This is a genomic window from Campylobacter sp. FU_520, assembly GCF_025772385.1.
GTDB classification, from domain to species: domain Bacteria; phylum Campylobacterota; class Campylobacteria; order Campylobacterales; family Campylobacteraceae; genus Campylobacter_D; species Campylobacter_D lari_C.
In genome coordinates this window covers 1-26,571 of record NZ_JAKMRZ010000016.1, presented here as the reverse complement: position 1 = coordinate 26,571, position 26,571 = coordinate 1, and the positions used below count along the sequence as shown (strand labels likewise).

25 protein-coding genes and 5 tRNA genes are annotated in these 26,571 nt (G+C 31.2%); 24 read left to right on the top strand and 6 right to left on the bottom strand.

Going from position 1 to position 26,571, the window contains the following annotated elements:
• A partial coding sequence (gene yaaA, locus L8W55_RS06610) for a YaaA family protein (protein WP_263677918.1) occupies positions 1-543 on the bottom strand: 543 nt, incomplete at its 3' end.
• A 92-nt stretch (positions 544-635) separates the two neighbouring features.
• On the opposite strand from yaaA, the gene L8W55_RS06605 reads away from it, so the two are divergent.
• The 19 genes from L8W55_RS06605 to fusA all read left to right on the top strand — a co-directional run bounded on the left by L8W55_RS06605 (position 636) and on the right by fusA (position 18,177).
• Positions 636-711, top strand: a tRNA-Thr gene (locus tag L8W55_RS06605).
• Positions 712-758: 47 nt separating this feature from the next.
• Positions 759-844: transfer RNA gene (locus L8W55_RS06600), tRNA-Tyr, on the top strand.
• A 7-nt stretch (positions 845-851) separates the two neighbouring features.
• Positions 852-928: transfer RNA gene (locus L8W55_RS06595), tRNA-Gly, on the top strand.
• 105 nt (positions 929-1,033) lie between these two features.
• Positions 1,034-1,108 (top strand) — tRNA-Thr (locus L8W55_RS06590).
• A 65-nt stretch (positions 1,109-1,173) separates the two neighbouring features.
• Positions 1,174-2,373, top strand: coding sequence for an elongation factor Tu (tuf, locus tag L8W55_RS06585; protein ID WP_039617742.1), 1,200 nt, complete (start codon positions 1,174-1,176; stop codon positions 2,371-2,373).
• Between the two features lie 39 nt (positions 2,374-2,412).
• Positions 2,413-2,571, top strand: coding sequence for a 50S ribosomal protein L33 (rpmG, locus tag L8W55_RS06580; protein ID WP_039617743.1), 159 nt, complete (start codon positions 2,413-2,415; stop codon positions 2,569-2,571).
• 21 nt (positions 2,572-2,592) lie between these two features.
• Positions 2,593-2,668, top strand: a tRNA-Trp gene (locus L8W55_RS06575).
• A gap of 16 nt (positions 2,669-2,684) precedes the next feature.
• Positions 2,685-2,867: a preprotein translocase subunit SecE gene (gene secE / locus L8W55_RS06570; protein ID WP_039617745.1), complete on the top strand. Its 183-nt coding sequence runs from the start codon at positions 2,685-2,687 to the stop codon at positions 2,865-2,867.
• 1 nt (position 2,868) lies between these two features.
• The gene (gene nusG, locus L8W55_RS06565; protein WP_087684660.1) at positions 2,869-3,402 is read left to right on the top strand and encodes a transcription termination/antitermination protein NusG; all 534 of its coding nucleotides are present in this window, start codon (positions 2,869-2,871) and stop codon (positions 3,400-3,402) included.
• Positions 3,403-3,429: 27 nt separating this feature from the next.
• Positions 3,430-3,855 carry a 50S ribosomal protein L11 gene (rplK, locus tag L8W55_RS06560; protein WP_012661181.1) on the top strand — a complete coding sequence of 142 codons (426 nt, stop codon included), beginning with the start codon at positions 3,430-3,432 and terminating at the stop codon, positions 3,853-3,855.
• Positions 3,856-3,919: 64 nt separating this feature from the next.
• Positions 3,920-4,621, top strand: coding sequence for a 50S ribosomal protein L1 (rplA, locus tag L8W55_RS06555; protein ID WP_039617747.1), 702 nt, complete (start codon positions 3,920-3,922; stop codon positions 4,619-4,621).
• Between the two features lie 154 nt (positions 4,622-4,775).
• A complete protein-coding gene (rplJ, locus tag L8W55_RS06550) occupies positions 4,776-5,255 on the top strand; it encodes a 50S ribosomal protein L10 (RefSeq protein WP_039617749.1) in 480 nt (159 codons plus the stop codon).
• A gap of 20 nt (positions 5,256-5,275) precedes the next feature.
• Positions 5,276-5,653, top strand: coding sequence for a 50S ribosomal protein L7/L12 (gene rplL, locus L8W55_RS06545; protein WP_012661184.1), 378 nt, complete (start codon positions 5,276-5,278; stop codon positions 5,651-5,653).
• Positions 5,654-5,750: 97 nt separating this feature from the next.
• On the top strand, positions 5,751-9,884 hold the full coding sequence (gene rpoB, locus L8W55_RS06540) for a DNA-directed RNA polymerase subunit beta (protein ID WP_263677917.1): 4,134 nt from the start codon (positions 5,751-5,753) through the stop codon (positions 9,882-9,884).
• The gene (gene rpoC, locus L8W55_RS06535) at positions 9,877-14,430 is read left to right on the top strand and encodes a DNA-directed RNA polymerase subunit beta' (RefSeq protein WP_263677916.1); all 4,554 of its coding nucleotides are present in this window, start codon (positions 9,877-9,879) and stop codon (positions 14,428-14,430) included. Before rpoB ends, rpoC begins: the two co-directional genes overlap by 8 nt.
• A 42-nt stretch (positions 14,431-14,472) precedes the next feature.
• Entirely contained in the window at positions 14,473-15,105 is a 633-nt protein-coding gene (locus L8W55_RS06530) for a CatA-like O-acetyltransferase (RefSeq protein WP_263677915.1), read from the top strand.
• 62 nt (positions 15,106-15,167) lie between these two features.
• Entirely contained in the window at positions 15,168-15,551 is a 384-nt protein-coding gene (gene rpsL, locus L8W55_RS06525) for a 30S ribosomal protein S12 (RefSeq protein ID WP_012661187.1), read from the top strand.
• Between the two features lie 67 nt (positions 15,552-15,618).
• Positions 15,619-16,089, top strand: coding sequence for a 30S ribosomal protein S7 (gene rpsG, locus L8W55_RS06520; protein ID WP_012661188.1), 471 nt, complete (start codon positions 15,619-15,621; stop codon positions 16,087-16,089).
• 12 nt (positions 16,090-16,101) lie between these two features.
• The gene (gene fusA, locus L8W55_RS06515) at positions 16,102-18,177 is read left to right on the top strand and encodes an elongation factor G (RefSeq protein ID WP_263677914.1); all 2,076 of its coding nucleotides are present in this window, start codon (positions 16,102-16,104) and stop codon (positions 18,175-18,177) included.
• Positions 18,178-18,209: 32 nt separating this feature from the next.
• On the opposite strand, the gene L8W55_RS06510 is transcribed toward fusA, so the two are convergent.
• From L8W55_RS06510 to putP, 4 genes are all read right to left on the bottom strand, one after another.
• Positions 18,210-18,692: a pyridoxamine 5'-phosphate oxidase family protein gene (locus L8W55_RS06510; protein WP_263677913.1), complete on the bottom strand. Its 483-nt coding sequence runs from the start codon at positions 18,690-18,692 to the stop codon at positions 18,210-18,212.
• A 64-nt stretch (positions 18,693-18,756) separates the two neighbouring features.
• Positions 18,757-20,127: a hemolysin family protein gene (locus L8W55_RS06505; RefSeq protein ID WP_263677912.1), complete on the bottom strand. Its 1,371-nt coding sequence runs from the start codon at positions 20,125-20,127 to the stop codon at positions 18,757-18,759.
• A 78-nt stretch (positions 20,128-20,205) separates the two neighbouring features.
• Positions 20,206-21,186 (bottom strand): putative transporter, encoded by a 981-nt coding sequence (locus L8W55_RS06500; RefSeq protein ID WP_263677911.1) that lies wholly within the window; start codon positions 21,184-21,186, stop codon positions 20,206-20,208.
• Positions 21,187-22,665 carry a sodium/proline symporter PutP gene (gene putP, locus L8W55_RS06495; protein ID WP_263677910.1) on the bottom strand — a complete coding sequence of 493 codons (1,479 nt, stop codon included), beginning with the start codon at positions 22,663-22,665 and terminating at the stop codon, positions 21,187-21,189. It abuts the gene before it with no gap.
• 142 nt (positions 22,666-22,807) lie between these two features.
• On the opposite strand from putP, the gene L8W55_RS06490 reads away from it, so the two are divergent.
• Positions 22,808-24,013 (top strand): saccharopine dehydrogenase family protein, encoded by a 1,206-nt coding sequence (locus L8W55_RS06490; RefSeq protein WP_263677909.1) that lies wholly within the window; start codon positions 22,808-22,810, stop codon positions 24,011-24,013.
• Positions 24,014-24,048: 35 nt separating this feature from the next.
• Positions 24,049-24,720: a molybdate ABC transporter permease subunit gene (gene modB / locus L8W55_RS06485; protein WP_263677908.1), complete on the top strand. Its 672-nt coding sequence runs from the start codon at positions 24,049-24,051 to the stop codon at positions 24,718-24,720.
• 86 nt (positions 24,721-24,806) lie between these two features.
• On the opposite strand, the gene L8W55_RS06480 is transcribed toward modB, so the two are convergent.
• Positions 24,807-24,992, bottom strand: coding sequence for a hypothetical protein (locus L8W55_RS06480; RefSeq protein WP_039625525.1), 186 nt, complete (start codon positions 24,990-24,992; stop codon positions 24,807-24,809).
• Positions 24,993-25,185: 193 nt separating this feature from the next.
• On the opposite strand from L8W55_RS06480, the gene L8W55_RS06475 reads away from it, so the two are divergent.
• The 3 genes from L8W55_RS06475 to L8W55_RS06465 are packed head-to-tail and all read left to right on the top strand — an operon-like array spanning position 25,186 to position 26,466.
• The gene (locus L8W55_RS06475; RefSeq protein WP_149062134.1) at positions 25,186-25,683 is read left to right on the top strand and encodes a hypothetical protein; all 498 of its coding nucleotides are present in this window, start codon (positions 25,186-25,188) and stop codon (positions 25,681-25,683) included.
• 23 nt (positions 25,684-25,706) lie between these two features.
• Positions 25,707-25,991, top strand: a complete 285-nt coding sequence (locus L8W55_RS06470) for a hypothetical protein (RefSeq protein WP_263677907.1) — start codon at positions 25,707-25,709, stop codon at positions 25,989-25,991.
• Entirely contained in the window at positions 25,966-26,466 is a 501-nt protein-coding gene (locus tag L8W55_RS06465) for a hypothetical protein (protein ID WP_263677905.1), read from the top strand. Before L8W55_RS06470 ends, L8W55_RS06465 begins: the two co-directional genes overlap by 26 nt.
• Positions 26,467-26,571: the final 105 nt, after the last annotated feature.

Sequence of the window (26,571 nt, the reverse complement as noted above, 5' to 3'; positions counted from 1 at the left end):
TAAAAAAGGCTTTTTAATAGTATAAAATTTTTCATAAAATTTAGCTCTAAGATCAATTATCAATTCATTTTCTAAAAATTTATCAAGTTCATCAGAAAAATTATCTTTATAAAATTTTTCTATATTAAAATCCTTGATTTTCTCTCCTTGCTTTAATTTATAATAAGGTATTAAATCTTTTGCTAAAATAGGACCAAAAAGATTAGAAAAAATCAAAACATTCTCATCTATGTATTCTTTTGAAACCTCACTTAAATTTTCATAGTCTAAATAATCAAAAGCAACTCCATTGTATCTTTGGATAGCTTTGATTGTGTCTTTCGTTATAATATCTTGAGTTAGCTCTTGCATTTCGTTTTTATCTTTTATACCAAAAAACTTTTCAAGTTCGCCTTCACTGCATTGTTTTATATGATTTTTATATTTTGTAAGCACTTCTAGTCTTTTGCTATATAAATTACTAAAAACAAAAGAGTTTTCATTTATACAAGTTTGTGTGTTTGTTTTGCTTTTGCTTTCACTAGGTGAAAATAAAATTTTCATATTTATCCTTTATTTTTTAAAAAAATTATACAAAATTATTTAAAACACTTGACATTAATTCAAAATTACATTATAATTCAACTTTATTTTTTGCTGGTTTAGCTCAGTTGGTAGAGCAGCTGCCTTGTAAGCAGCAGGTCGGGGGTTCAAGTCCCTTAACCAGCTCCATTGTTAATAGCAGTGTTTGACCAGAAATAAAAAGCATTTTTATTCATGGTGAGTTACTCAAGTGGCCAACGAGGGCAGACTGTAAATCTGCTGGCTTTCGCCTTCCGTGGTTCGAATCCACGACTCACCACCATTGCTTTGCGGGAGTAGCTCAGTTGGCTAGAGCATCAGCCTTCCAAGCTGAGGGTCGCGGGTTCGAGTCCCGTTTCCCGCTCCAACCTAATTTTGGTAGAGTGAAACTGGGAGCTGTTTTTAAATTCAGAATTTCTAGCAGTTTCAAATTTCCAAAATTTTATAATTTATGTTTTTAATTTTTCTGAGCGCTCGTATGGCTCAGAGGTAGAGCACTCCCTTGGTAAGGGAGAGGTCGCGGGTTCAAGTCCCGCTATGAGCTCCATTGATTTCAAAAGATTATAAAACATAAATTAGTATTTGTTTGTAAATTTTATATGGAGGAAAAAGATGGCTAAAGAAAAATTTTCACGTAATAAGCCTCACGTAAATATTGGTACTATTGGTCACGTTGACCACGGTAAAACAACTTTAACAGCTGCTATCTCTGCTGTTCTTTCAAGAAGAGGTTTGGCTGAGCTTAAAGATTATGATAATATCGACAATGCTCCTGAAGAAAAAGAGCGTGGTATTACTATTGCAACTTCTCACATTGAGTATGAAACAGAAAATCGTCACTATGCTCACGTAGACTGCCCAGGTCACGCTGACTATGTTAAAAATATGATTACTGGTGCTGCTCAAATGGACGGTGCTATTCTTGTTGTTTCTGCTGCAGATGGCCCAATGCCACAAACTAGAGAGCACATCTTGCTTTCTCGCCAAGTAGGTGTACCATATATCGTTGTTTTCATGAATAAAGCTGATATGGTTGATGATGCTGAATTATTAGAATTAGTTGAAATGGAAATTAGAGAATTATTAAGTTCTTATGACTTCCCAGGAGATGACACTCCAATTATTTCAGGTTCTGCTTTACAAGCTCTTGAAGAAGCAAAAGCTGGACAAGATGGTGAATGGTCTAAAAAAATCCTAGATCTTATGGCAGCAGTTGATGAGTATATCCCAACTCCAGCTCGTGATACAGATAAAGATTTCTTAATGCCAATCGAAGACGTATTCTCAATTTCAGGTCGTGGTACAGTTGTTACTGGTAGAATTGAAAAAGGTGTTGTTAAAGTTGGTGACACTATTGAAATCGTTGGTATTAGAGAAACACAAAGCACTACAGTAACTGGTGTTGAAATGTTTAGAAAAGAAATGGATCAAGGTGAAGCAGGTGATAACGTAGGTGTTCTTCTACGTGGTACTAAAAAAGAAGATGTTCTTCGTGGTATGGTTCTTGCTAAGCCAAAATCAATTACTCCACATACTGACTTTGAAGCAGAAGTTTATATTTTAAATAAAGATGAAGGTGGTCGTCACACTCCATTCTTTAATAACTATAGACCACAGTTCTATGTAAGAACAACAGACGTTACTGGTTCTATCCAACTTGCAGAAGGCGTTGAAATGGTTATGCCAGGTGAGAATGTTAGAATTACTGTAAGTCTTATTGCACCAGTTGCACTTGAAGAAGGTACTCGTTTTGCTATCCGTGAAGGTGGCCGTACTGTTGGTTCAGGTGTTGTATCTAAAATTATTAAATAATCATAAGCGAGATTTTATCTCGCTTTTTAAGGAATAAAAATGAGAATTAAAGTTGGCTTGAAATGTGAAGAGTGCGGTGATATTAATTACAGTACTTTTAAAAATAGTAAAAATACAACTGAAAAATTAGAATTAAAAAAATATTGCCCAAGATTAAAAAAACATACAGTTCATAAAGAAGTTAAATTAAAAAGTTAAGGCTTTTATATAAAAGCCCTTAGGGCAATAGCTCCAACGGTAGAGCGCCGGATTCCAAATCCGATGGTTGGGGGTTCGAATCCCTCTTGCCCTGCCACAAAATAAGGTAAAATATGGAAAAACTAATAACTTATTTTAAATTGTCAAAAGCTGAATTATCAAAAGTTATTTGGCCTTTGAAAGAGCAAGTTAGAAATGCTTATATTACAGTTTTTGTAGTTGTTACTGTTGTTTCATTATTTTTAGCATTGGTTGACTTGATTATGTCATTTTCATTATCTAAGATTATAGGATAAAATAATGAATCATAAATGGTATGCAATTCAAACTTATGCAGGTAGTGAAATGGCTGTAAAAAGAGCCATAGAAAATTTAGTTAGAGATCATGGAATTCAAGAGCAATTACTAGAAGTGATTGTTCCAACTGAAGATGTGATCGAATTTAAAAATGGTAAAGAAAAAATAAGCGAAAGAAGTTTATATTCAGGCTATGTATTTGCCAATATTGACTTATCAACAGAACTTTGGCATAAAATTCAATCTTTGCCAAAAGTTGGTCGTTTTATAGGGGAAAGTAAAAAACCAACCCCATTGAGTGAAAAAGATATCAATCTTATTTTAGAAAAGGTGAAAAATAAAGCAGCACCTAAACCTAAAATTTCATTTGATAAAGAAGAAAGTGTAAGAATAACCGAAGGTCCTTTTGCAAACTTTGTAGGTATTGTAGAAGAATATGATATGGTTAGAGGAGTTTTAAAGCTAAATGTTTCAATATTTGGTAGATCAACTCCAGTAGAGATCTTATACTCTCAAGTTGAAAAAATAGTTTGATAATATAGCAAGTAAAGGAGAAAGGTTATGGCTAAAAAAGTCGTAGGAGAAATAAAATTACAAATAGCTGCTACTAAGGCTAATCCATCACCTCCAGTTGGTCCTGCTTTGGGTCAACAAGGTGTTAATATTATGGAATTTTGTAAAGCATTTAATGAAAGAACAAAAGATATGGCTGGTTTTAATATTCCAGTTGTTATTACTGTTTATGCAGATAAAAGTTTTACATTTATCACAAAACAACCACCAGCTACAGATTTAATCAAAAAAGCTGCAGGTATTTCTAAAGGTGCAGATAATCCTTTAAAAAACAAAGTAGGTAAATTAACTAAAGCACAAGTTTTAGAAATTGTTGATAAAAAAATAGCTGATATGAACACAAAAGATAGAGAGCAAGCTGCTAAGATTATTATGGGTTCTGCTCGTTCTATGGGTGTTGAAATCGTAGATTAATACTCTTTACCGCCAAGAGTTTAAAAAGGCGGTAGCACTTTATATAAAATGCGGAGAAAAATTAATGTCTAAAAATACTAAAAGATTTACAGAATTATTAAAAAAAATTGATTCAAATAAAAATTACTTAATGGATGAAGCAATAAGCACAGTTAAAACTCTTGCTTCTGCTAAATTTGATGAAACAGTTGAAATTGCTTTAAAATTAAATGTTGATCCAAGACATGCAGATCAAATGGTAAGAGGTAGTGTAGTTTTACCTTGTGGTACAGGTAAAAAAGTGCGTGTTGCTGTTATAGCAAAAGATGCAAAAGCTGATGAGGCAAAAAATGCAGGTGCTGATATAGTTGGTAGTGATGATTTAGTAGAAGAAATTCAAAAAGGAAATATGAATTTTGATGTTTTAATTGCTACTCCAAATTTGATGGGTTTAGTTGGTAAAGTAGGTCGTATTTTAGGGCCTAAAGGTTTGATGCCAAATCCTAAAACAGGTACTGTGACAATGGATGTTGCACAAGCTGTGAATAATGCTAAAAATGGTCAAGTTAACTTCCGTGTTGATAAACAAGGAAATATCCATGCAGGTTTAGGTAAAGTTAGCTTTACTCAAGAGCAATTAAAAGAAAATATGACAGCATTTGTAAAAGCTATTAATAAACACAAACCAGCGGCTGCAAAAGGAAGATATATTAAAAACGCTAGTCTTTCTTTAACTATGAGTCCTTCTCTTTCTCTTGATACTCAAGAATTACTTGATACAAAATAAAATTAATGAGAGTTTTACTCTCATTAATAAAAATTAGATAAGATAATAACTTTTATTTTATCTAATTTTTATCTTAGATTGGAGATAGCCGAGGTCCTAGGACTTAATTAGATTTTCTGCTCTGCTTGAAATCACCGGTCGGAAAGGAGTAAAGATGACTAAAAGCCAAAAAGTTGAACTTGTTTCTAAACTTGAAGAAGGTTTTAAAGCTAGTGAAGCTGTTGTAGTTTGTAACTATAAGGGTTTAAACACTAAAAAACTTGAAGAGTTAAGAAATAATGCGAGAGAAATGGATGTTAAAGTTCAAATTATTAAAAATACTTTAGCAAGTATTGCTCTTAAAAATGCCGGCAAAGATGGAATGGAACTTAAAGATACTAATATTTATCTTTGGGGTGAAGACCAATTAAATGTTTCAAAAGTTGCTGATAAATTTAGCGAAGCTAATCAAGCATTTGAGATCAAAACTGCATTTATCGAAGGCGAAGTTGCTTCTGTAGATAAAGTTAAAGCTTTAGCTAAAATGCCTTCTCGCAATGAATTACTTGCTATGCTTTTGCAAGTTTGGAATGCACCAATCACCAATTTCACAATTGGATTAAATGCATTAAAAGAAAAAAAAGAAGCTGAATAAAATTATAAAAAGGATAAAAAATGGCAATTACTAAAGAAGATGTATTAGAATTTATTTCTAACCTAAGTGTTCTTGAGCTTTCAGAATTAGTAAAAGAATTTGAAGAAAAATTTGGTGTTTCTGCTGCTCCAGTTATGGTTGCAGGTGCTGCTGTTGCAGGTGCTGCTGGCGGTGCTGCTGAAGAAAAAACTGAATTTGATATTGTATTACAAGATGGTGGTGATAAAAAAATCAACGTAATTAAAGTTGTTCGTGCATTAACTGGTCTTGGATTAAAAGAAGCAAAAGACGCAGTTGAGCAAACTCCATCAGTTCTTAAAGAAGGTGTTAGCAAAGCTGAAGCTGAAGAAGCTAAAAAGCAACTTGAAGAAGCTGGCGCTAAGGTTGAGCTTAAATAATTTTTTGTTTTTTAAAAGAAAGGATTATATATCCTTTCTTGTTTTCCTTTAATTAAGGATTCTTTCTTTCAATACTTTTACCATGGGGTATAATAATATGTTAAATTCACAATCAGGAAATCGTTTAAGAATAGACTTCTCGAATGTTCCACAACAAATAGACATTCCAAATTTATTACAATTACAAAAAAAGAGTTTTGATTATTTTTTAAATTTAGATGCAAAAAATTCAGAAAGCGGAATTGAAAAAGTATTTAAATCTATCTTTCCAATCCATGATCCGCAAAATAGATTAAGTTTAGAATATGTAAGTAGTGAAGTAGGTAAGCCTAAATATACCATTAGAGAGTGTATGGAAAGAGGTTTGACTTATTCTGTAAATTTAAAAATGAAGATCCGTTTAACTTTACATGAAAAAGATGAAAAAACGGGTGAGAAAATTGGTATAAAAGATATTAAAGAACAAGAAATTTATATTAGAGAAATTCCTTTAATGACAGATAGAATTTCTTTTATTATCAACGGAGTAGAAAGGGTTGTAGTTAATCAGCTTCATAGAAGTCCAGGTGTTATCTTCAAAGAAGAAGAAAGTTCTACTGTTGCAAATAAATTAGTATATACAGCTCAAATTATACCAGATCGTGGTTCTTGGCTTTATTTTGAATATGATGCTAAAGATGTACTTTATGTACGTATCAATAAAAGAAGAAAAGTGCCTATTACAATTTTATTTAGAGCACTTGGTTATAAAAAACAAGATATTATAAAATTATTCTACCCTATACAAACTATTCATGTAAAAAAAGATAAATTCTTAACCGAATTTAATCCAAATGACTTTTTAGATAGAGTTGAATATGACTTAAAAGATGAAAAAGGTAATGTAATTCATCAAGCTGGTAAAAGAATGACAAAGAAAAAGGCTGAACAGCTTGTAAAAGATGGTGTTAAATGGGTTGAATATCCAGTTGAAATTTTAACAAATAGATATTTAGCTAATCCTATCATTAATAAAGAAACCGGTGAAGTTTTATATGATTCTTTAACACTATTAGATGAAGGAAAACTAGCAAAAATTAAAGAAGAAAAACAGTTTGATATTGCAAACGATTTAGCTAATGGAGTAGATGCTGCTATTATTAATTCTTTTATTCAAGATAATGAAACTTTAAAATTATTAAAACAAACAGAAAATATAGAAGATGAAAATGATTTAGCAGCTATTAGAATTTATAAAGTGATGAGACCAGGTGAGCCTGTAGTAAAAGATGCTGCAAAAGCTTTTGTGAATGATTTATTTTTCAATCCTGAAAGATATGACCTAACAAAAGTTGGTCGTATGAAAATGAACCATAAATTAGGTTTAGATACGCCTGAATACGTTACAGTTTTAACTAATGAAGATATAGTAAAAACTGCAAAATATTTAATTAAAGTAAAAAATGGTAGAGGCCATATCGATGATAGAGATCACTTGGGTAATCGTCGTATTAGATCAATCGGAGAGCTTTTAGCGAATGAACTTCATGTAGGTCTTGCTAAAATGCAAAAATCTATTAGAGATAAATTTACGGCTTTAAATGCAGATATTGACAAAGTAATGCCTTATGATTTGATCAATCCTAAAACAATTACTGTAACCATTATGGAATTTTTTACTGGTGGTCAATTATCTCAATTTATGGATCAAACAAACCCATTGAGTGAAGTAACTCACAAGCGCCGTTTATCTGCACTTGGTGAGGGTGGTTTAGTAAAAGAAAGAGCAGGATTTGAGGTGCGTGATGTCCACGCAACACATTATGGAAGAATTTGTCCTGTTGAAACTCCAGAAGGTCAAAATATCGGTTTGATTAATACACTTTCAACTTATGCTAAAGTAAATGATCTAGGTTTTGTTGAAGCACCTTATAAGAAAGTAGAAAATGGTAAAGTAAGCAATGAAATCGTTTATTTAACCGCTACTCAAGAAGAAGGTTTAGTGATCGCAGCAGCTTCAACTAAAATTGATGAAAAAGGTAATATTGTTGAAGAATTTGTTGAAGCAAGACAAGATGGTGAAACAATCTTAGCAAGAAGAGAAGAAGTACATTTGATTGACCTTTGTTCGGGTATGATAGTAGGGGTTGCAGCATCTTTGATTCCATTCTTAGAGCATGATGATGCAAACAGAGCTTTGATGGGTTCAAACATGCAGCGTCAAGCAGTGCCTTTACTAACCGCACAAGCACCTATAGTAGGTACTGGTATGGAAAAAATCATTGCTCGTGATGCTTGGGAAGCTATTAAAGCTAAAAGAGCAGGGATTGTAGAAAAGGTTGATAATAAAAATATTTTCATTTTGGGTGAAGATGAAAATGGACCATTTATTGATCATTACAAAATGGAAAAAAATCTAAGAACTAACCAAAATACAACTTTTATTCAACATCCGATTGTTAAAAAAGGTGAATTTGTTCAAGCAGGTCAAATCATTGCAGATGGTCCAAGTATGGATCAAGGCGAACTTGCTATTGGTAAAAATGCTTTAATCGCATTTATGCCATGGCATGGGTATAACTATGAAGATGCTATTGTAATTAGTGAGAAAATTTTACGTGAAGATACTTTTACTAGCGTTCATATTTATGAAAAAGAAGTAGAGGCTAGAGAACTTAAAGATGGTGTAGAAGAAATTACAAAAGATATTCCAAATGTAAAAGAAGAGGATTTAGCACATCTTGATGAGAGTGGTATTGCTAAAATAGGAACTCATATTAAGCCTGGCATGATTTTAGTGGGTAAAGTTTCTCCTAAAGGCGAAGTAAAACCTACACCTGAAGAAAGATTATTAAGAGCTATTTTTGGCGAAAAAGCTGGACATGTTGTAAATAAATCTTTATATGCAACTGCTTCACTAGAAGGTGTTGTTGTAGATGTAAAAATCTTTACTAAAAAAGGTTATGAAAAAGATGCACGTGCTATAAAAGCTTATGATGATGAAAAATTAAACCTTGAAAAAGAACATCATGATAGACTTTTAATGATGGATAGAGAAGAAACTTTAAGGGTTTGTTCTTTACTTTCTAAGTCACCTTTAAATTCAGATGAAGAAATAAATGGTGTTAAATATAAAAAAGGTTCCAAAGTAGAAATTGCAGAATTAGAAAAAATTAATCGTTTTGCATTAAATTCTTTAGTTAAGGCTTATTCTAAAGAAGTGCAAAAAGAATACGATGATTTAAAAAACCATTTCCAAAATGAGAAGAAAAAACTTAAAACAGAACATGATGAAAAATTAGAAATTTTAGAAAAAGATGATATTTTACCAAGTGGAGTAGTAAAACTTGTTAAAGTATATATCGCGACTAAGAGAAAATTAAAAGTTGGAGATAAAATGGCAGGACGCCATGGAAATAAAGGTATTGTTTCTAATATCGTTCCAGAAGTTGATATGCCATATTTACCTGATGGAAGACCTATTGATATAGCTTTAAATCCTTTAGGGGTTCCAAGCCGTATGAATATAGGGCAAATTCTTGAAAGTCACTTAGGAATTGTTGGTATGAGACTAGGTGATCAAATTCAAGAAATTTTTGATAGAAAACAAAAAGATTTTGTAAAAGAATTACGCGAAAAAATTCTTGAAATTTGTAGTGTATCTAGACTTGAGCTAGAAAAGAAATTTGTGCAAACTTTAAATGATGAGCAACTTATTTCTTATGCTAGAGATTGGGCTAAAGGGGTAAAATTTGCTACTCCTGTATTTGAGGGTGTAACGGTTGAAGAATTTGGTAAGCTTTTTGAGATGGCTAAAATAGCTATGGATGGAAAAAGCGAACTTTATGATGGAAGAACTGGTGAAAAAATGGCAGAGCGTGTACATGTTGGATGTATGTATATGCTTAAATTACACCACTTAGTAGATGAAAAAGTTCACGCAAGAAGTACTGGACCTTATAGTCTTGTAACACAACAACCAGTTGGTGGTAAGGCTTTATTTGGTGGACAAAGATTTGGTGAGATGGAGGTTTGGGCTCTTGAAGCTTACGGGGCAGCTCATACTTTAAGAGAAATGTTAACCATAAAATCTGATGATGTTGAAGGTAGATTTAGTGCTTATAAAGCTTTAACAAAAGGTGAGAATGTTCCAGCAACAGGTATTCCAGAAACATTCTTTGTACTTACAAATGAATTAAAATCTCTTGCTTTAGATGTTGAGATTTTTGATAAGGATGAGAATAATGAGTAAATTTAAACCTATCGAAATAAAAGAAGATGGCAGACCTAGAGACTTTGAAGCTTTTCAATTAAGACTTGCAAGTCCTGAAAAAATCAAATCATGGTCTTATGGGGAAGTAAAAAAACCAGAAACGATTAATTATAGAACCTTAAAGCCTGAAAGAGACGGGCTTTTTTGTGCTAAAATTTTTGGACCAGTAAGAGATTATGAATGTCTTTGTGGTAAATATAAAAAAATGCGCTTCAAAGGCATTAAGTGTGAAAAATGTGGTGTTGAAGTTACTAGTTCTAAAGTGCGTCGTTCAAGAATGGGACATATCGAGCTAGTTACTCCGGTGGCACATATTTGGTATGTAAATTCTTTACCAAGTCGTATCGGTACTTTACTTGGTGTAAAGATGAAAGATTTAGAACGCGTATTGTATTATGAAGCATATATAGTAGAAAATCCAGGTGATGCTTACTATGATAATGAAAATACTAAAAAAGTTGAATTTTGTGATGTATTAAATGAAGAGCAATATTTAAATTTAATGCAACGCTATGAAAGTAGTGGATTTAAAGCTAGAATGGGTGGTGAAGTTGTTAGAGATTTGCTAGCAAATTTAGATCTTGTTGAGCTTTTAAATAAACTAAAAGAAGATATTGCGGCAACTAATTCAGAAGCAAAGAAAAAAACTATCATCAAACGTTTAAAAGTGGTAGAAAATTTCTTAAATAGCAATTTAAATAGCAATACAAATATTGATGAAGTGGTGCCTAATCGTCCTGAGTGGATGATGATTACAAATTTACCTGTATTACCACCTGATTTAAGACCTTTAGTAGCTTTAGATGGTGGAAAATTTGCAGTTTCTGATGTGAATGATTTATACAGAAGAGTTATTAATAGAAATACACGTTTAAAAAGACTTATGGAACTTGATGCGCCTGAAATCATCATTAGAAATGAAAAAAGAATGCTTCAAGAAGCAGTTGATGCTTTATTTGATAATGGTAGAAGAGCAAATGCGGTTAAAGGTGCAAATAAACGACCATTAAAATCTTTAAGTGAAATCATCAAAGGAAAACAAGGTCGTTTCAGACAAAATCTACTTGGTAAAAGGGTGGATTTTTCAGGTCGTAGTGTTATTGTTGTTGGGCCAAAACTTAGAATGGATCAATGTGGTTTACCTAAAAAAATGGCTTTAGAATTATTTAAGCCACACTTATTAGCTAAACTTGAAGAAAAAGGTTATGCTACCACTGTAAAACAAGCTAAAAAAATGATAGAAAATAAAACCAATGAGGTTTGGGAGTGTTTAGAAGAGGTTGTTAAAGGTCATCCTGTAATGCTTAACCGTGCCCCAACCTTGCATAAACTTTCTATTCAAGCTTTCCATCCTGTGCTTGTAGAGGGCAAGGCAATTCAACTTCATCCATTAGTATGTGCAGCATTTAATGCTGACTTTGACGGGGACCAAATGGCTGTGCATGTGCCTTTATCACAAGAAGCAATAGCTGAGTGTAAAGTATTAATGCTCTCATCTATGAATATCTTGCTTCCAGCAAGTGGTCGTTCTGTGACTGTGCCTTCTCAAGATATGGTTTTGGGGATTTATTATCTATCTTTAGAAAAAGATGGTGCTAAGGGTGAGCATAAAATTTGTACAGGTATTGAAGAGGTTATGATTGCCCTAGAAGCAAAATCTTTAGATATTCATGCAAGTATTAGAAGTGTAGTTGATGGTAGAAAAATCACTACGACTGCGGGAAGATTGATTATTAAGTCTATCTTACCTGATTTTGTTCCTGAAAATATGTGGAATAAAGTCATGAAGAAAAAAGATATTGCAGCTTTGGTTGATTATGTTTATAAAGAAGGTGGTCTTGAAGTAAGTGCTAGCTTTTTAGATAAATTAAAAGATCTTGGTTTTGAATATGCAACAAAATCGGGTATTTCTATTTCAATTGCTGATATTATTGTGCCTGATCAAAAGCAAAAAAGTATAGAAGAAGCTAAAAAACAAGTAAGAGAAATCCAAAATTCATATAATTTAGGTTTGATTACTTCAGGGGAAAGATATAATAAGATTATTGATATTTGGAAAAGTACTAATAATGTCTTATCAAAAGATATGATGGAGTTGATTAAAAAAGACAAAGAAGGATTTAACTCTATTTATATGATGGCAGATTCTGGTGCTAGGGGTTCAGCAGCTCAAATTTCACAGCTTGCTGCGATGAGGGGTCTTATGGCTAAACCTGATGGTTCTATTATTGAAACACCGATTATTTCAAACTTCCGTGAAGGACTTAACGTTCTTGAATATTTCATTTCAACTCACGGTGCTAGAAAAGGTCTTGCAGATACAGCCTTAAAAACAGCAAATGCAGGTTATTTGACAAGAAAACTTATCGATGTAGCTCAAAATGTAAAAGTTACAATGGAAGATTGTGGCGCACATGAGGGTGTCGAGATTAATGAAATCACCGCAGATGGTGTTGTAATTGAAACCTTAGAAGAAAGAATTTTAGGAAGAGTTTTAGCTGAAAATATTATTGATTCTATTACTAATGAAATTTTATTCTCAGAAGGTACTTTAGTAGATGAAGAAAAAGCTAGGATTATTGTTGAAAGTGGTGTAAAGAGTGTAAGTATTAGAACTCCTATTACTTGTAAAGCTAAAAAAGGCGTATGTTCTAAATGCTATGGTATTAACCTAGGTGAAGGCAAATTAGTTAAGCCAGGTGAGGCTGTAGGTATTATATCTGCTCAATCAATCGGTGAACCAGGAACACAGCTTACACTAAGAACTTTCCACAGTGGTGGTACTGCTAGTACAGATTTACAAGATCGCCAAGTAGTAGCACACAAAGAAGGTTTTGTAAGATTTTATAATCTTAATACCTATGAAGATAGACAAGGTAAAACTATCGTTGCAAATCATCGCAATGCTGCTATTTTACTTGTTGAACCAAAAATCAAAGCTCCATTTAAAGGAACTATCCATATTGAACATGCGTATGAAGATGTAGTGGTTAGTGTTAAAGCGAAAAACAATGAAGCTAAATTTATATTAAGAAAATACGACTTAGCAAAAGCTAATGAACTTGCGGGTGTAAGTGGTAATATTGAAGGTAAATTATATATTCCATATAGCGATGGTGCTGAAGTAGCTGAAAATGAAAGTATTGTAGAAGTAATCAAAGAGGGTTGGAATATACCAAACCGTATCCCTTATGCGAGTGAATTGCTAGTAAAAGATGGAGATCCTATCACTCAAGATATTATAGCTGGTGCAAAAGGTACTTTGAAGTTTTATATGCTTAAAGGGGACGGTTTAGATAGAATTAGAAATCTAAAAAAAGGTGATGTGGTTAAAGAAAAAGGTGTTTTTGTTGTTATTGCTGATGAAAATGATAGAGAAGCAAAAAGACATTATATACCAAGAGAATCTGTGATTGAATTTGACGATAGCGCTTTTGTAGATAATCCTAAAACCATCATAGCAAAATCAAGTAAAGAAGATAAAACTATTATTGCTGAATGGGATGCGTATAATAATACTGTAATTGCAGAAGTTGCAGGTACAATTAATTTTGAAGATATTGAGTCAGGTTATAGTGCTGATGAGCAAATTGATGAAGCAACTGGTAAAAGATCACTTGTTATTAATGAGTATTTACCAAGTGGAGTGCGTCCTGCATTGTTAATTATAGGCGAAAATGACAAAGTAGTGCGTTATCAACTAGAGCCAAAAACTGTTATTTATGTAAATGATGGCGATAAGGTTAAACAAGCTGATATCCTAGCTAAAACACCAAAGGCAGCAGCTAAGTCAAAAGATATTACTGGAGGTCTTCCAAGGGTATCTGAATTGTTTGAAGCAAGAAAGCCAAAAAATACTGCTGTTGTGGCTGAAATTGATGGGGTTGTTAGATTTGATAAACCTTTAAGATCAAAAGAAAGAATCATTATCCAAGCAGAAGATGGAAGTAGTGCAGAGTATTTGATAGATAAATCAAAACGCATTCAAGTAAGAGATGGTGAATTTATCCATGCGGGTGAAAAATTAACCGATGGAGTTATTTCAAGCCATGATGTACTTAGAATTTTAGGTGAAAAAGCATTGCATTATTATCTTATTTCTGAAATTCAGCAAGTTTATCGTGGTCAAGGTGTTGTGATTTCTGATAAGCATATTGAAATCATCGTATCACAAATGCTAAGACAAGTAAAAATTGTTGATAGTGGTCATACAAACTTTATTGTAGGTGATTTGGTTTCAAGAAGAAAATTCAGAGAAGAAAATGAAAGAATTTTAAGATATGGTGGTGAACCTGCTGTAGCTGAGCCTGTATTACTTGGGGTTACAAGAGCAGCTATTGGAAGTGATAGTGTGATTTCAGCTGCTTCATTCCAAGAAACAACAAAAGTTTTAACAGAAGCAAGTATTGCAGGTAAATTTGATTATCTTGAAGATCTAAAAGAAAATGTAATCTTAGGTCGTATGATTCCTGTTGGTACAGGTCTTTATGGAGATCAAAATTTAAAACTTAAACAACAAAATTAATTTTCAATCCTAGCAATTTTGCTAGGATTTTTTAAGTATTTTATGTTTAAAATAATTGATTTGGAACAATACAAAAGAAAAGAACATTTTAATTTTTACACTCAAAATATTCCTTGCTCGTTTGAAATTACTGTTAAATTAGATATTAGTTCTTTTTATTATTTTATTAAAAACAATAATTATGAATTCTACCCTTGTTTTATCCACGTTATTAGTAAAAGTATAAATGCTTTTGATAATTTTAAATTTAGTTTAGATCAAAACAAACAACTAATATGTTATGATATTATCCATCCTTCTTATACTATTTTTCATAAGGACTCCAAAACTTTTTCTGTTCTTTGGACTTTCTATAAAGAAAATTTAAATGATTTTTTATCTTTATATGAAGAGGATAAACAATTATTAAAAAGTAATAAAAGTATGTTTTTAAAAGAACCTATAGATAATCTTTTTAATATTTCTGCTATTCCTTGGATAGCTTTTGAAAATTTTTCTTTACACTTGCCAAAAAAAGAGCAATATTTCTTTCCTATTATAACAAGTGGAAAGATTATAAAAGAAAATAAAAAATTTCTCATTCCTTTTAGTATTAATGTTAATCATGCCACCAATGATGCTTATCACATTTATTTGTTTTTAGAAAAACTCCAAGAAAACCTTAATAGTTTATAATTTTATAAGTAAAATTTAGATATTATCCAAAGTTTATTATTTTATTAATGAAAGGAATTACTGTGCCAACCATAAATCAATTGGTTAGAAAAGAGCGCAAAAAAGTTTTAGAAAAATCTAAATCACCAGCGCTTAAAAATTGCCCACAAAGAAGGGGAGTTTGTACTAGGGTTTATACAACAACTCCTAAAAAACCAAACTCAGCGTTAAGAAAAGTTGCCAAAGTAAGACTTACAAGTGGCTTTGAAGTTATTAGTTATATCGGTGGTGAAGGTCACAATCTACAAGAACACAGCATTGTTTTAGTGCGTGGTGGTAGGGTAAAAGACTTACCAGGTGTTAAGTATCACATTGTTCGTGGTGCCTTAGATACTGCAGGTGTTGCAAAAAGAACTGTTTCTCGTTCTAAATATGGTGCAAAACGCCCTAAAGCAGCAGCTAAGTAATAAGATTGCAGACAAATCCGTTAGATTTGATTTTGTTTGAGTAAAATTATAAATTTGAAGGAAAATTATGAGAAGAAGAAAAGCTCCGGTAAGAGAAGTCTTGCCAGATCCGATTTATGGAAACAAAGTAATCACAAAATTCATTAATTCTTTAATGTATGATGGTAAAAAAAGCACGGCTACGACTATTATGTATGGTGCTTTAGAAGCTATCGATAAAAAAGGCGGAGAAAAAAAAGGTATAGAAATTTTTAATGATGCTATTGAAAATATTAAGCCTTTATTAGAAGTTAAATCTCGTCGTGTTGGTGGTGCTACTTATCAAGTTCCAGTAGAAGTACGCCCAGCTAGACAACAAGCTTTAGCTATAAGATGGATTATTTCTTTTGCTAGAAAAAGAAGTGAAAGAACTATGATTGAAAAATTAGCAGCTGAATTATTAGATGCAGCTAATAGTAAAGGTGCTTCATTCAAGAAGAAAGAAGATACTTACAAAATGGCAGAAGCTAATAAAGCATTTGCTCATTATCGCTGGTAAGAGGAGTAAAGCATGTCAAGAAGTACTCCTTTAAAAAGAGTTAGAAATATAGGTATTGCAGCTCACATTGATGCTGGTAAAACAACTACTAGTGAGAGAATTCTTTTCTTTACAGGTATGAGTCATAAAATTGGTGAGGTGCATGATGGTGCAGCTACAATGGACTGGATGGAGCAAGAAAAAGAAAGGGGTATTACAATTACTTCTGCTGCTACAACTTGTTTCTGGAAAAATCACCAAATCAACCTTATAGACACTCCAGGCCACGTTGACTTTACAATCGAAGTTGAAAGATCAATGCGTGTTTTAGATGGTGCTGTTGCGGTATTTTGTTCAGTAGGTGGAGTTCAACCACAATCAGAAACTGTATGGAGACAAGCTAATAAATATGGTGTTCCAAGAATTGTTTTTGTAAATAAAATGGACAGAATTGGTGCAAATTTCTTTAACGTAGAAGAGCAAATTAAAAATCGCTTAAAAGGCAACCCAGTTCCACTTCAAATTCCAATTGGTGCTGAAGATAATTTCAAAGGTGTGATTGATCTTATTGCCATGAAAGCTTTGGTATGGGAAGATGAAAACAAGCCAACTGATTATGTAGAAAAAGAAATTCCGGCTGAGCTTAAAGAAAAAGCTGAAGAATATCGTACAAAAATGATAGAAGCGGTTTCTGAAACAAGTGATGAATTGATGGAAAAATATCTAGGTGGTGAAGAGCTTACTCAAGAAGAAATCAAAGCAGGTATCAAAGCAGGATGTTTAAGTCTTTCTATGGTTCCTATGCTTTGTGGTACAGCTTTTAAAAATAAAGGTGTTCAACCATTGCTTGATGCTGTTGTTGCTTATTTGCCAGCTCCTGATGAAGTTGCTAATATTAAAGGTGAGTATGAAGATGGCACAGAAGTTTCTGTAAAATCAACCGATGATGGTGAATTTGCAGGTCTTGCATTTAAAATTATGACCGACCCTTTTGTTGGGCAATTAACTTTCGTTCGTGTATATAGAGGAAGTTTAGAAAGCGGTTCTTATGCATACAACTCAACAAAAGATAAAAAAGAAAGAATCGGTCGTCTTTTGAAAATGCACTCTAATAAAAGAGAAGAGATTAAAACTTTATACGCAGGAGAAATTGGAGCGGTTGTTGGTCTTAAAGACACGCTAACTGGTGATACTTTAGCAAGTGAAAAAGATAAGGTTATTTTAGAGAGAATGGATTTTCCAGATCCTGTTATTTCAGTTGCTGTTGAGCCTAAAACAAAAGCAGATCAAGAAAAAATGTCTATTGCTTTAAATAAATTAGCTCAAGAAGATCCAAGCTTTAGAGTTTCTACAGATGAAGAAAGTGGTCAAACTATCATCTCAGGTATGGGTGAACTTCACTTAGAAATTATCGTTGATAGAATGCTTCGTGAGTTTAAAGTTGAAGCAGAAGTTGGTCAACCTCAAGTTGCTTACCGTGAAACTATTAGAAAAACAGTTGAGCAAGAATACAAATACGCTAAACAATCAGGTGGTCGTGGTCAGTATGGTCATGTATTCTTAAGACTTGAGCCACTTGAGCCAGGTAGTGGTTATGAATTTGTAAATGATATCAAAGGTGGGGTAATTCCAAAAGAATATATTCCAGCAGTTGATAAAGGTGTTCAAGAAGCATTACAAAACGGTGTTTTAGCAGGATACCCTGTTGAAGATGTTAAAGTAACTGTTTATGATGGAAGTTACCATGAAGTGGATTCTTCTGAAATGGCATTTAAGCTTGCAGCTTCTATGGGCTTTAAAGAAGGTGCTAGAAAAGCAGGTGCAGTAATCTTAGAACCTATGATGAAAGTTGAAGTTGAAACTCCAGAAGAATACATGGGTGATGTTATTGGTGATTTAAATAAACGCCGTGGTCAAGTAAATTCAATGGATGAAAGAGGTGGTAATAAAATTATTACAGCATTTTGTCCTTTGGCTGAGATGTTTGGTTACTCAACCGATCTTAGAAGTCAAACTCAAGGCCGTGCTACTTATTCTATGGAATTTGATCACTATGATGAAGTTCCAAAAAATGTTTCTGAAGAGATCATTAAAAAAAGAAATGGTTAATCTATCAAGATGAGCTTATTGCTCATCTTGAATTATTTATGTCCTTTTGAATTAATTAAATCAATTACTCCTTCATTAATTTCATATGCTTTTCCAAAACCTTTAACATATCTTCCATTTTTCAGCATAAGTTGAAATAAATGAAAGTCTTGCATATTCTTAATGACTTGGATTATTTCTTTATTGTTTTCATTTTCATAAGTATTTAATACTTGCTCAAAGAGTTGATTATCTCTTGTTATTTCTACGCTCTCAACTCTAAATTTAAGTCTTTTTCTTGCAAAGATTGACATGCAATCTTTTTCGTCTTCTATAAACATAATTTCTATGTTTTTATTATTGTGTTTAACTCCCTCAAAATGTTCAGCAATTTCACTAATATAAATATAAAAGTCATTTTTAATTTTTATAATAGGTGCATATGAGCATATTGTTTGATTGCTTAAATTTAAAGAAGATATCATAATACTTTTGTATTCTTGCATAAATTGATTAATTTCATCATGTAATTGCATATATTTTCCTTGTAGGTTAGAATGGATAAGATTGAGGATTGTATGAAAGTAAAAGAAGAGTTTATTACTCTTCTTCATCAGTATTTTTGCGTACAACTTTAATGCGTTCTATACTATTTCCATCCATCTTTTTGACTTCATAGTAGCAGAATTCATCTTCTATTCTATCTCCAACTACTGGTAAGCGTCCTAAGAGATTGAAAACATATCCACCTATAGTGACTTGCTCTAGTTCTTCATTAAAGCGTATATCAAGCATTTCTTCTACTTCACTAATTTCATATCTTCCTTGAAATTCATAAATGTTTTCTGCAAGTTTTTTAAAATGTGGACTAGAATCATCATGCTCATCGTTAATATCTCCAACGATTTCCTCCATAATATCTTCCATGGTTAAAAGACCGGCTGTGCCACCATATTCATCTACTACTAATGCTGTGTGTACTTGTTCTTTATTCATCATGAAAAGAACTTTGGATATGCTGATATTTTCTGGAACCAAGATCATTTTGATTAAAAAATCATCTAAATTTTTCTTATCTTTGCTAAGTTCATTTTGCATGATGTCTCTAATATGCACCATACCCAAAATGATATCTTTAGAACCATCTATATATGGAAAGCGTGTGTGTTTGTACTGACAAACTATTTGCATATTTTCTTCATAGCTTTTTTGTTTGTTAAGACATATCATATCTTTTCTAGGTGTCATGATTTCTTTTGCTACTGTATCTGAAAAATCAACAGCATTGCGTATGATTTCAGTTTCAAACTCATCCAAAACTCCACCTTTTTGGCTTTCACTTGCAATAAATTTAATTTCTTCTTCAGAGTGGCTTAATTCATGTTCTTTAGCAGGTTTGATACCTATAACTTTTAAAGAAATTGCAGCTAAAAAGTCAAATGTTTTGATAAAAGGTAAGAAAAGTAACCAAAATAAATGCAATGGTCTTGCAACCCATAAAACAGCTTTATCTGCAATAGCGATAGCAACGCTTTTTGGAACTAATTCACCTAATACAACATGCAACAATGTGATAATGGCAAAAGCGATAATAAATGCTATGGTATGGATTAATGCTGGAGCTAAGCCTAAATTTGCCAAAGGAACTTCAAGAATTTTAGCAATAGCAGGTTCACCTATCCAACCAAGAGCAAGAGAGCTTAATGTAATACCAAGTTGGCAAGCACTTAAATAAGTATCTAGTTTTGAAGTTACTTCCAAAGCTTTTTTTGCATTGCGTTTTTTTTCTTTTACCATTTCTTCAAGTTTTGATCTACGCACTTTAACAATAGCAAATTCAGATAAAACAAAAAATCCATTTAAAAGCACTAAAGCTAATGCAACAAGAATCATAAAAGTAGAATAGCCTACATCAATTGAGGCAACAGCAGGTAATGTTTGATTTAAGTCTAAAGATTGACTGGGGTCCAAAAAAACTCCTTTAATAAAATTTTTGCAAAATTATATCAAATCAAAACTATAAAATTAGCTTAAAATAAATGACATATTTTAAATTAATTTATGTTTTCTATATTCAATATTTTTTTCAAATTCATCTAAACGTTTATAAATGCTACGTAATTGCGTGATAGTTGTCCAGTTGGTGATGAAAATACTAAATGAGGATCTAACTTGATCAAAAGCATTGCCAACTTGTATGATAATCCCAAGTTGTATAAGTCCTAAAAACAAGCTTGGAGTCATGATTAAAAAAGGCACTATAACCATGATTTGCTCAAATAAATAAAGCCATATATTAAAATACCCATAATGCAAAAATAATCTTTTATAATTGATTTTAAGTCCAGTAAATAAACTTAAAATACTTTCATCGCTTGCATAATTTTTTCTATCATCTTCAGCAAAAACAAGTTCTTTTCTAAAAGCAGCTTCGGCTTTTTGATTATTATATTCAAGACCGGGTAATTTAATGCCAACAAACCATGATATAACAAGACCTCCTAAAGAAACCAAAAATGCAATCCATACTAAAGAGCCATTAATATCTTTTAAAATAGGTAAATTAACATGCGCGCTTAACATCCACAAAATTGGCACAAAAGCAATTAAAGTCATAATTGCCTTAACAAAAGCCAATCCTAAGCTTTCTATGATTTTTGAAAAATTATAAATATCTTCTTGAATTCTTTGTGAACTACCTTCTATATTGTCATCTTTTTTTTGCCAAAATTTAATATAATCAAAAGTCATAGCCTCGCGCCATTTAAAGGCATAAATACTTCCAAAATACTGTGTGATAGTAGCGATTAATACATAAGGCAATGCTAAATATAAAAACTGTTTAATAAAATGATAAAAGTCATCTATGCTGTGATTTTTCGCATCTTGTAAAACATCATAAAATTCCTTATACCATTCATTTATTGCAACATTAATGGAGGTTTGAGCAAGTAAAGAAGCTAGTAAAAAAAACAAACCCAAATAAGCCCACAATGCCCATTTTTTTGAATAAAAAAAAGATTTAAACATTTAAATTTCTTTTAACATTTTTTCATAGTGTTTTATTGTATGTTTTTTTGCTTTAAAAATTATACTAAAAATCACAATAAAACAACTTGCAACTAAAAATCCAGGAATGATTTCATAAATTGCTATAAAATTTGAACCAAAATGTTTATAAAATATAACAGTTAAAGCTCCACTAACCATTCCAGCTATCGCACCTTCTTTACTCATATTTTTATAAAATAAAGAAAATAAAATAACACTTCCAAAGCTTGCACCAAAACCAGCCCAAGCATAAGAAACTATACTTAAAATTTGACTTTGCGTATCAAGTGAAAGTACAAAAGCTACACAAGCAACAACTAAAACACCTAGACGTGATAATAAAGTAATATTTTTATCATTTGTTTTTCTTTTTAAGATTTGTGTATAAAAATCTTGTACCAAGCTAGAAGCGCACACTAGCAGTTGAGAACTAGCTGTACTCATAATGGCAGCTAAAATAGCACTGAGTAAAATTCCTGCCACCCAAGGATTAAAAAGTACTTGAGACATTACGATAAATATTCTTTCAGGGTCATTTAAAGTAAGATTAAATTTAGCTATATAAGCAATACCTAAAAATCCTATCATAGCAGCACCAAATAAAGAAATTACCATCCAAGTTATGCCTATAAAAGTTGCAGTAGGAATTTCTTTTACATTTTTTATAGAGATAAAGCGAATTAAAATGTGAGGTTGGCCAAAATAACCAAGCCCCCATGCCAGGGTTGATACTACGACCAACCAACCACCACCATCTAAACCAAAGGCTTGGGGTTTTACATCATTTATAGTAGAAAAGGCTTCGCCAAAGCCACCAAGTTCAAAAATCATCACAAAAGGAATGATGATTAATGAACTCATCATTAAAAGTCCTTGAATCATATCAGTCCAGCATACGGCTTTATAGCCACCTAAAAAAGTATATAAAACAATAACTAAAAATCCAATGCTTAAGGCAAAAATATAAGGTAAATTAAATACACTTTCAAAAAGCTTAGCACCACTTACTAATCCAGCGCTAATGTAAATAGTAAAAAATACCAAAATAACTATTGCGCAAATGCTTCTTAAAATATGTCTATCATCATGAAAGCGACTTTCAAAAAAATCAGGAATTGTAATACATTCTTTGGCTATTTGAGAAAAAATCTTTAATCTTTTAGCAACAAAGGTCCAGTTTAAAAACATACCAAAACTTAAGCCTATGGCTATATAAATTTGTCCTAAACCAGCTGCATATAAAGCACCAGGAAAAGCCATTAAAAGCCAACTACTCATATCAGATGCACCTGCACTTAAGGCAGATATTACCGGCCCCATGGAGGCATTACCAACAAAATAATCTTTACTGTTTTGATTTTTTTTGTAAAAATAAAAACCTATAAAAAGCATTAAAAATGCATAGCTAATAAAAGTAATAACAATAGGATAAGAAAGTTCCACACTTTGTAAATTCATAAGTGTCCTTAAAAAATTTAAAAAACTATCATTTTACTTGTTTTATTTTAAAAAAACATTATAAAAATTATTTTTTATTTTTTATTTCAATGCTTTATAAAGTTTTTTTGTTACAATTTTCTAAAAAATTTAAGGAAAAATGATGAAAAATCTTTTGATTATAGGCGCAGGTGGTGTAAGCCGTGTTGCGACTGTAAAATGTGCAATGAATAGTGATGTCTTTAGCAAAATAACTCTAGCAAGTAGAACCAAAAGTAAATGTGATGAAATAGCAGCTTTTATAAAAGAGCGTTTAGATGTAGAAATTCAAACTGAGCAAATAGATGCAGATGACACTGCTGCTGTTGTAGAACTTATCAAAAAAACAGGAGCTGAAATTTTATTAAATGTAGCTTTACCTTATCAAGATCTTACTTTAATGGATGCGTGTATTCAAACTAATATCCACTATGTAGATACTGCAAATTATGAACATCCTGATTTAGCTAAATTTGAATATAAAGAACAATGGGCAAGAAATGATAAGTTTAAACAAGCAGAAATTTTAGGACTTTTAGGTAGCGGTTTTGATCCAGGTGTTACTAATGTATTTTGTGCTTATGCGCAGCAAAATTTATTTGATGAAATTCATTATATTGACATACTAGATTGTAATGCAGGCGATCATGGCTATGCTTTTGCAACTAATTTTAATCCTGAAATTAACTTAAGAGAAGTTTCAGCTAAAGGTCGTTACTGGGAAAATGGAAAATGGATAGAAACTGAACCTATGGAAATAAAAATGGAGTGGGATTATCCTGAAGTAGGGGTAAAGGATAGTTATTTACTTTATCATGAAGAGCTTGAAAGCTTAGTAAAAAATATCAAAGGCTTAAAAAGAATAAGATTTTTTATGACTTTTGGGCAAAGCTATTTAACTCATATGAAATGTCTTGAAAATGTTGGTATGCTAGGTATTAAGCCTGTTATGCATCAAGGCAAAGAAATAATACCAATAGAATTTTTAAAAACATTACTTCCTGATCCTGCTAGTTTAGGCCCTCGCACCAAAGGTTATACTAATATAGGTTGTGTGATTCGTGGTGTAAAGAATGGAAAAGATAGACAAGTTTATATTTACAATGTTTGTAATCACGAAGAATGCTTTAAAGAAACTGGAGCGCAAGCTGTGAGTTATACTACTGGAGTTCCTGCAATGATAGGAACAAAGCTAATCGCTAAAGGAATTTGGCAAGGAAAAGGTGTGTTTAACATGGAAGAATTTGATGCTAAACCTTTTATGGATGAGTTAAATACTCAAGGACTTCCTTGGAAAATTATAGAAATGGAGCCAAATTTAGGAAAATAATCTCAAGTCTTTTTTGACTTGAGAAAGTTTTAATAATGACGCAATTATTATTAAGTATAGATTGGACACCTTTTTTAGTTTCCATAAAACTTTCTATTATTACTTGTATAATTTTGTTTTGTTTTTGCATACCACTTGCTTGGCTTTTTACTTTTAAGCAATTTAAGGCAAAAAAAATTCTAGAAACTATAATAACCTTACCTTTAGTTTTACCACCATCTGTTGTTGGTTTTTACTTATTGATTTTATTTTCAAAATACTCTTTTTTTGGTAATTTTTTAGAAAAACACTTTAATATCACTTTAGCTTTTACCTTTGAAGGTTTGGTGATAGCAAGTTGTATTTATTCTTTACCTTTTATGTTTAATCCTTTATATAATGCAATGTCTATGATTTCTAAAAATATTATAGAAGCTAGTTTTTCTTTGGGAAAAAATTCTTTCATCACACTTTTTAAAGTAATCTTACCTAGTATTAAACCAGCTATATTAAGTGCTTTGGTAATAAGTTTTGCACATACTATGGGTGAGTTTGGTATAGTATTAATGATAGGTGGTTCTTTAAGCGGAGAAACAAAAGTAGCTAGTATTGCTATATATGAAAGTATGGAAAATTTAGATTTTGCTACAGCCCATATTTATAGCCTCATACTTTTAATTTTTAGTTTTATTGTTTTATTAAGTGTGAATTTATTAAAAAATAAATAACAAAGACTTATTTTGTTGCGTAATAAAATATAGATAATTAAGAATTTCAATCATTGAAAATAAATTATGTTAATAATTATAAGCGTCTATTTAAATTTTTCTATTTCTTCTAAAATTTCGTTTTCAATGTTCAGTAAATCTTCATATGTTTTTTTATGATATTCTAAAAGACTATCATATTTAAAACCAAGCATTACTATGCGATATAAATTTGGTTTATATTTTCTCCAATTATATAAAGTACTAACATCAATATCTAATTCATATGCCATATCTCGCTTTGTTTTCTTCAAGTCTATATCCTTAAATTACAAAAAATAAATTGTATAAAGTTTTTTCTTTATTAAAAACAATTGAAATATTCAATGAAAAATAATAAAATAATTGAAATATTAAATATATATTAAGTTATGTTGTGAAATAATTCAAAATCAAATTATGAAAATTAAAATAAAAAGGATTAAAATGATTGGTTTAGATTTGTATTATTCAATAGAAAGCAAACTTCCAAGAAAATATCATTGGTTTACAAATTGGTACATAAAATTTGAAAAACCCAAAATTTCTAATGAAGAATTAAAACTGAAGTTTGAAAAACTAAATAATACACAATTAAATGAAGTTGCGTTTAAATTATCAAATACAAAAATTTTAAATCCAACAAAGGTTTTTTGGCTTTATAATTTTATATTTGGTGCATTAGGTGTTGCTAGATTTGCTATAGGGCATTTTAAAATTGGTTTATTTAGACTTATATTTACAATAATAGCTATCGTTGTTTCATTTTTCTTAAATATGAATCCTTATGATCCTTTAATAGGTTTATTATATATATTCTTTTACTATGGAGGTCATGGACTGTGGATAGCTGATTTGTTTATGGTTGGAGTAAGTCTTAGAAATCAAAATATAGAAAAAATTAATAACATTCTTGATGAAATTTTAGCAAAGGATAATGTGTGAATGCTGAAAACATAAAGCCTTTTATGGAAAGTGAAAAATATCCTTTTGATATTATTTTTAAAGATGATTTATTTGAAGTAGCTATTGGAGAAGCATCAACAAATAAAAATGAAATTTCAATAGGTATTAAAACATTAACCAAGAATTTTTCTTATAATAAAAATTCTTGTTATTTTATTTTCCCATCTCATTTTGGAATTGAATTCTTAAAAATTTTTATTGGCGAAAATAATAAATATAATCATAAAATTTTAAATGCTATAGAACAAATAAGGAGTTTTAATGAAAATAATAAAAATATTAATTAGCATAATGTTTGTTTTTTTCTTTAGTGCTTGTTATGATACAACACCAAAATGTGATGATAAAGTAGCATTAAAACTTTTAGAAGAATTAACTAAGGAAGAATTTGAAAGTATCTATGTAGAAAGTTTAAATCTTACTGGAGTTGGAAATTTTGGTGCAAATACAAATGAATTAGCAAATAAATATAAAGAATATTTGAAAAATGTCAAAGTTGATTTTTTAAATTTCAGAACTCAAGAAGAAAATGTTAAATATAAATATAAACATTGCCAAGTAGACATTAAGGCAAATTTCCCAAATACACCCGATGAGTTAAAAGCACCTTCTAATTTATTAAAAAATTTATTAGGACGAGAACTAAAAGATAAATATAAAACTATTGTTAATGGAAATGGTATGGAAGAGTTAAGTTTATATTATAGAATACAGCTTAGCGATGATAACAAGCATGTTAATGTTGAATTGTTAGATTATTGATTAATATTTTATATGTATATTTACAAGGATTAATAAGTTTTACCAATCCTTTTTCAAGCATTTTGTGATTGTTGAATTTGTTTACTACTATAATACTTACAATAT

Excerpts from the sequence above, each read along its gene's own strand:
- tuf (WP_039617742.1), top strand. The coding sequence starts at position 1,174 with ATGGCTAAAGAAAAATTTTCACGTAATAAGCCTCACGTAAATATTGGT.
- rpmG (WP_039617743.1), top strand. The coding sequence starts at position 2,413 with ATGAGAATTAAAGTTGGCTTGAAATGTGAAGAGTGCGGTGATATTAAT.
- secE (WP_039617745.1), top strand. The coding sequence starts at position 2,685 with ATGGAAAAACTAATAACTTATTTTAAATTGTCAAAAGCTGAATTATCA.
- rplK (WP_012661181.1), top strand. The coding sequence starts at position 3,430 with ATGGCTAAAAAAGTCGTAGGAGAAATAAAATTACAAATAGCTGCTACT.
- rplA (WP_039617747.1), top strand. The coding sequence starts at position 3,920 with ATGTCTAAAAATACTAAAAGATTTACAGAATTATTAAAAAAAATTGAT.
- rplJ (WP_039617749.1), top strand. The coding sequence starts at position 4,776 with ATGACTAAAAGCCAAAAAGTTGAACTTGTTTCTAAACTTGAAGAAGGT.
- rplL (WP_012661184.1), top strand. The coding sequence starts at position 5,276 with ATGGCAATTACTAAAGAAGATGTATTAGAATTTATTTCTAACCTAAGT.
- rpoB (WP_263677917.1), top strand. The coding sequence starts at position 5,751 with ATGTTAAATTCACAATCAGGAAATCGTTTAAGAATAGACTTCTCGAAT.
- rpoC (WP_263677916.1), top strand. The coding sequence starts at position 9,877 with ATGAGTAAATTTAAACCTATCGAAATAAAAGAAGATGGCAGACCTAGA.
- L8W55_RS06530 (WP_263677915.1), top strand. The coding sequence starts at position 14,473 with ATGTTTAAAATAATTGATTTGGAACAATACAAAAGAAAAGAACATTTT.
- rpsG (WP_012661188.1), top strand. The coding sequence starts at position 15,619 with ATGAGAAGAAGAAAAGCTCCGGTAAGAGAAGTCTTGCCAGATCCGATT.
- fusA (WP_263677914.1), top strand. The coding sequence starts at position 16,102 with ATGTCAAGAAGTACTCCTTTAAAAAGAGTTAGAAATATAGGTATTGCA.
- L8W55_RS06510 (WP_263677913.1), bottom strand. The coding sequence starts at position 18,692 with ATGCAATTACATGATGAAATTAATCAATTTATGCAAGAATACAAAAGT.
- L8W55_RS06500 (WP_263677911.1), bottom strand. The coding sequence starts at position 21,186 with ATGTTTAAATCTTTTTTTTATTCAAAAAAATGGGCATTGTGGGCTTAT.
- putP (WP_263677910.1), bottom strand. The coding sequence starts at position 22,665 with ATGAATTTACAAAGTGTGGAACTTTCTTATCCTATTGTTATTACTTTT.
- L8W55_RS06490 (WP_263677909.1), top strand. The coding sequence starts at position 22,808 with ATGAAAAATCTTTTGATTATAGGCGCAGGTGGTGTAAGCCGTGTTGCG.
- modB (WP_263677908.1), top strand. The coding sequence starts at position 24,049 with ATGACGCAATTATTATTAAGTATAGATTGGACACCTTTTTTAGTTTCC.
- L8W55_RS06480 (WP_039625525.1), bottom strand. The coding sequence starts at position 24,992 with ATGGCATATGAATTAGATATTGATGTTAGTACTTTATATAATTGGAGA.
- L8W55_RS06475 (WP_149062134.1), top strand. The coding sequence starts at position 25,186 with ATGATTGGTTTAGATTTGTATTATTCAATAGAAAGCAAACTTCCAAGA.
- L8W55_RS06470 (WP_263677907.1), top strand. The coding sequence starts at position 25,707 with ATGGAAAGTGAAAAATATCCTTTTGATATTATTTTTAAAGATGATTTA.
- L8W55_RS06465 (WP_263677905.1), top strand. The coding sequence starts at position 25,966 with ATGAAAATAATAAAAATATTAATTAGCATAATGTTTGTTTTTTTCTTT.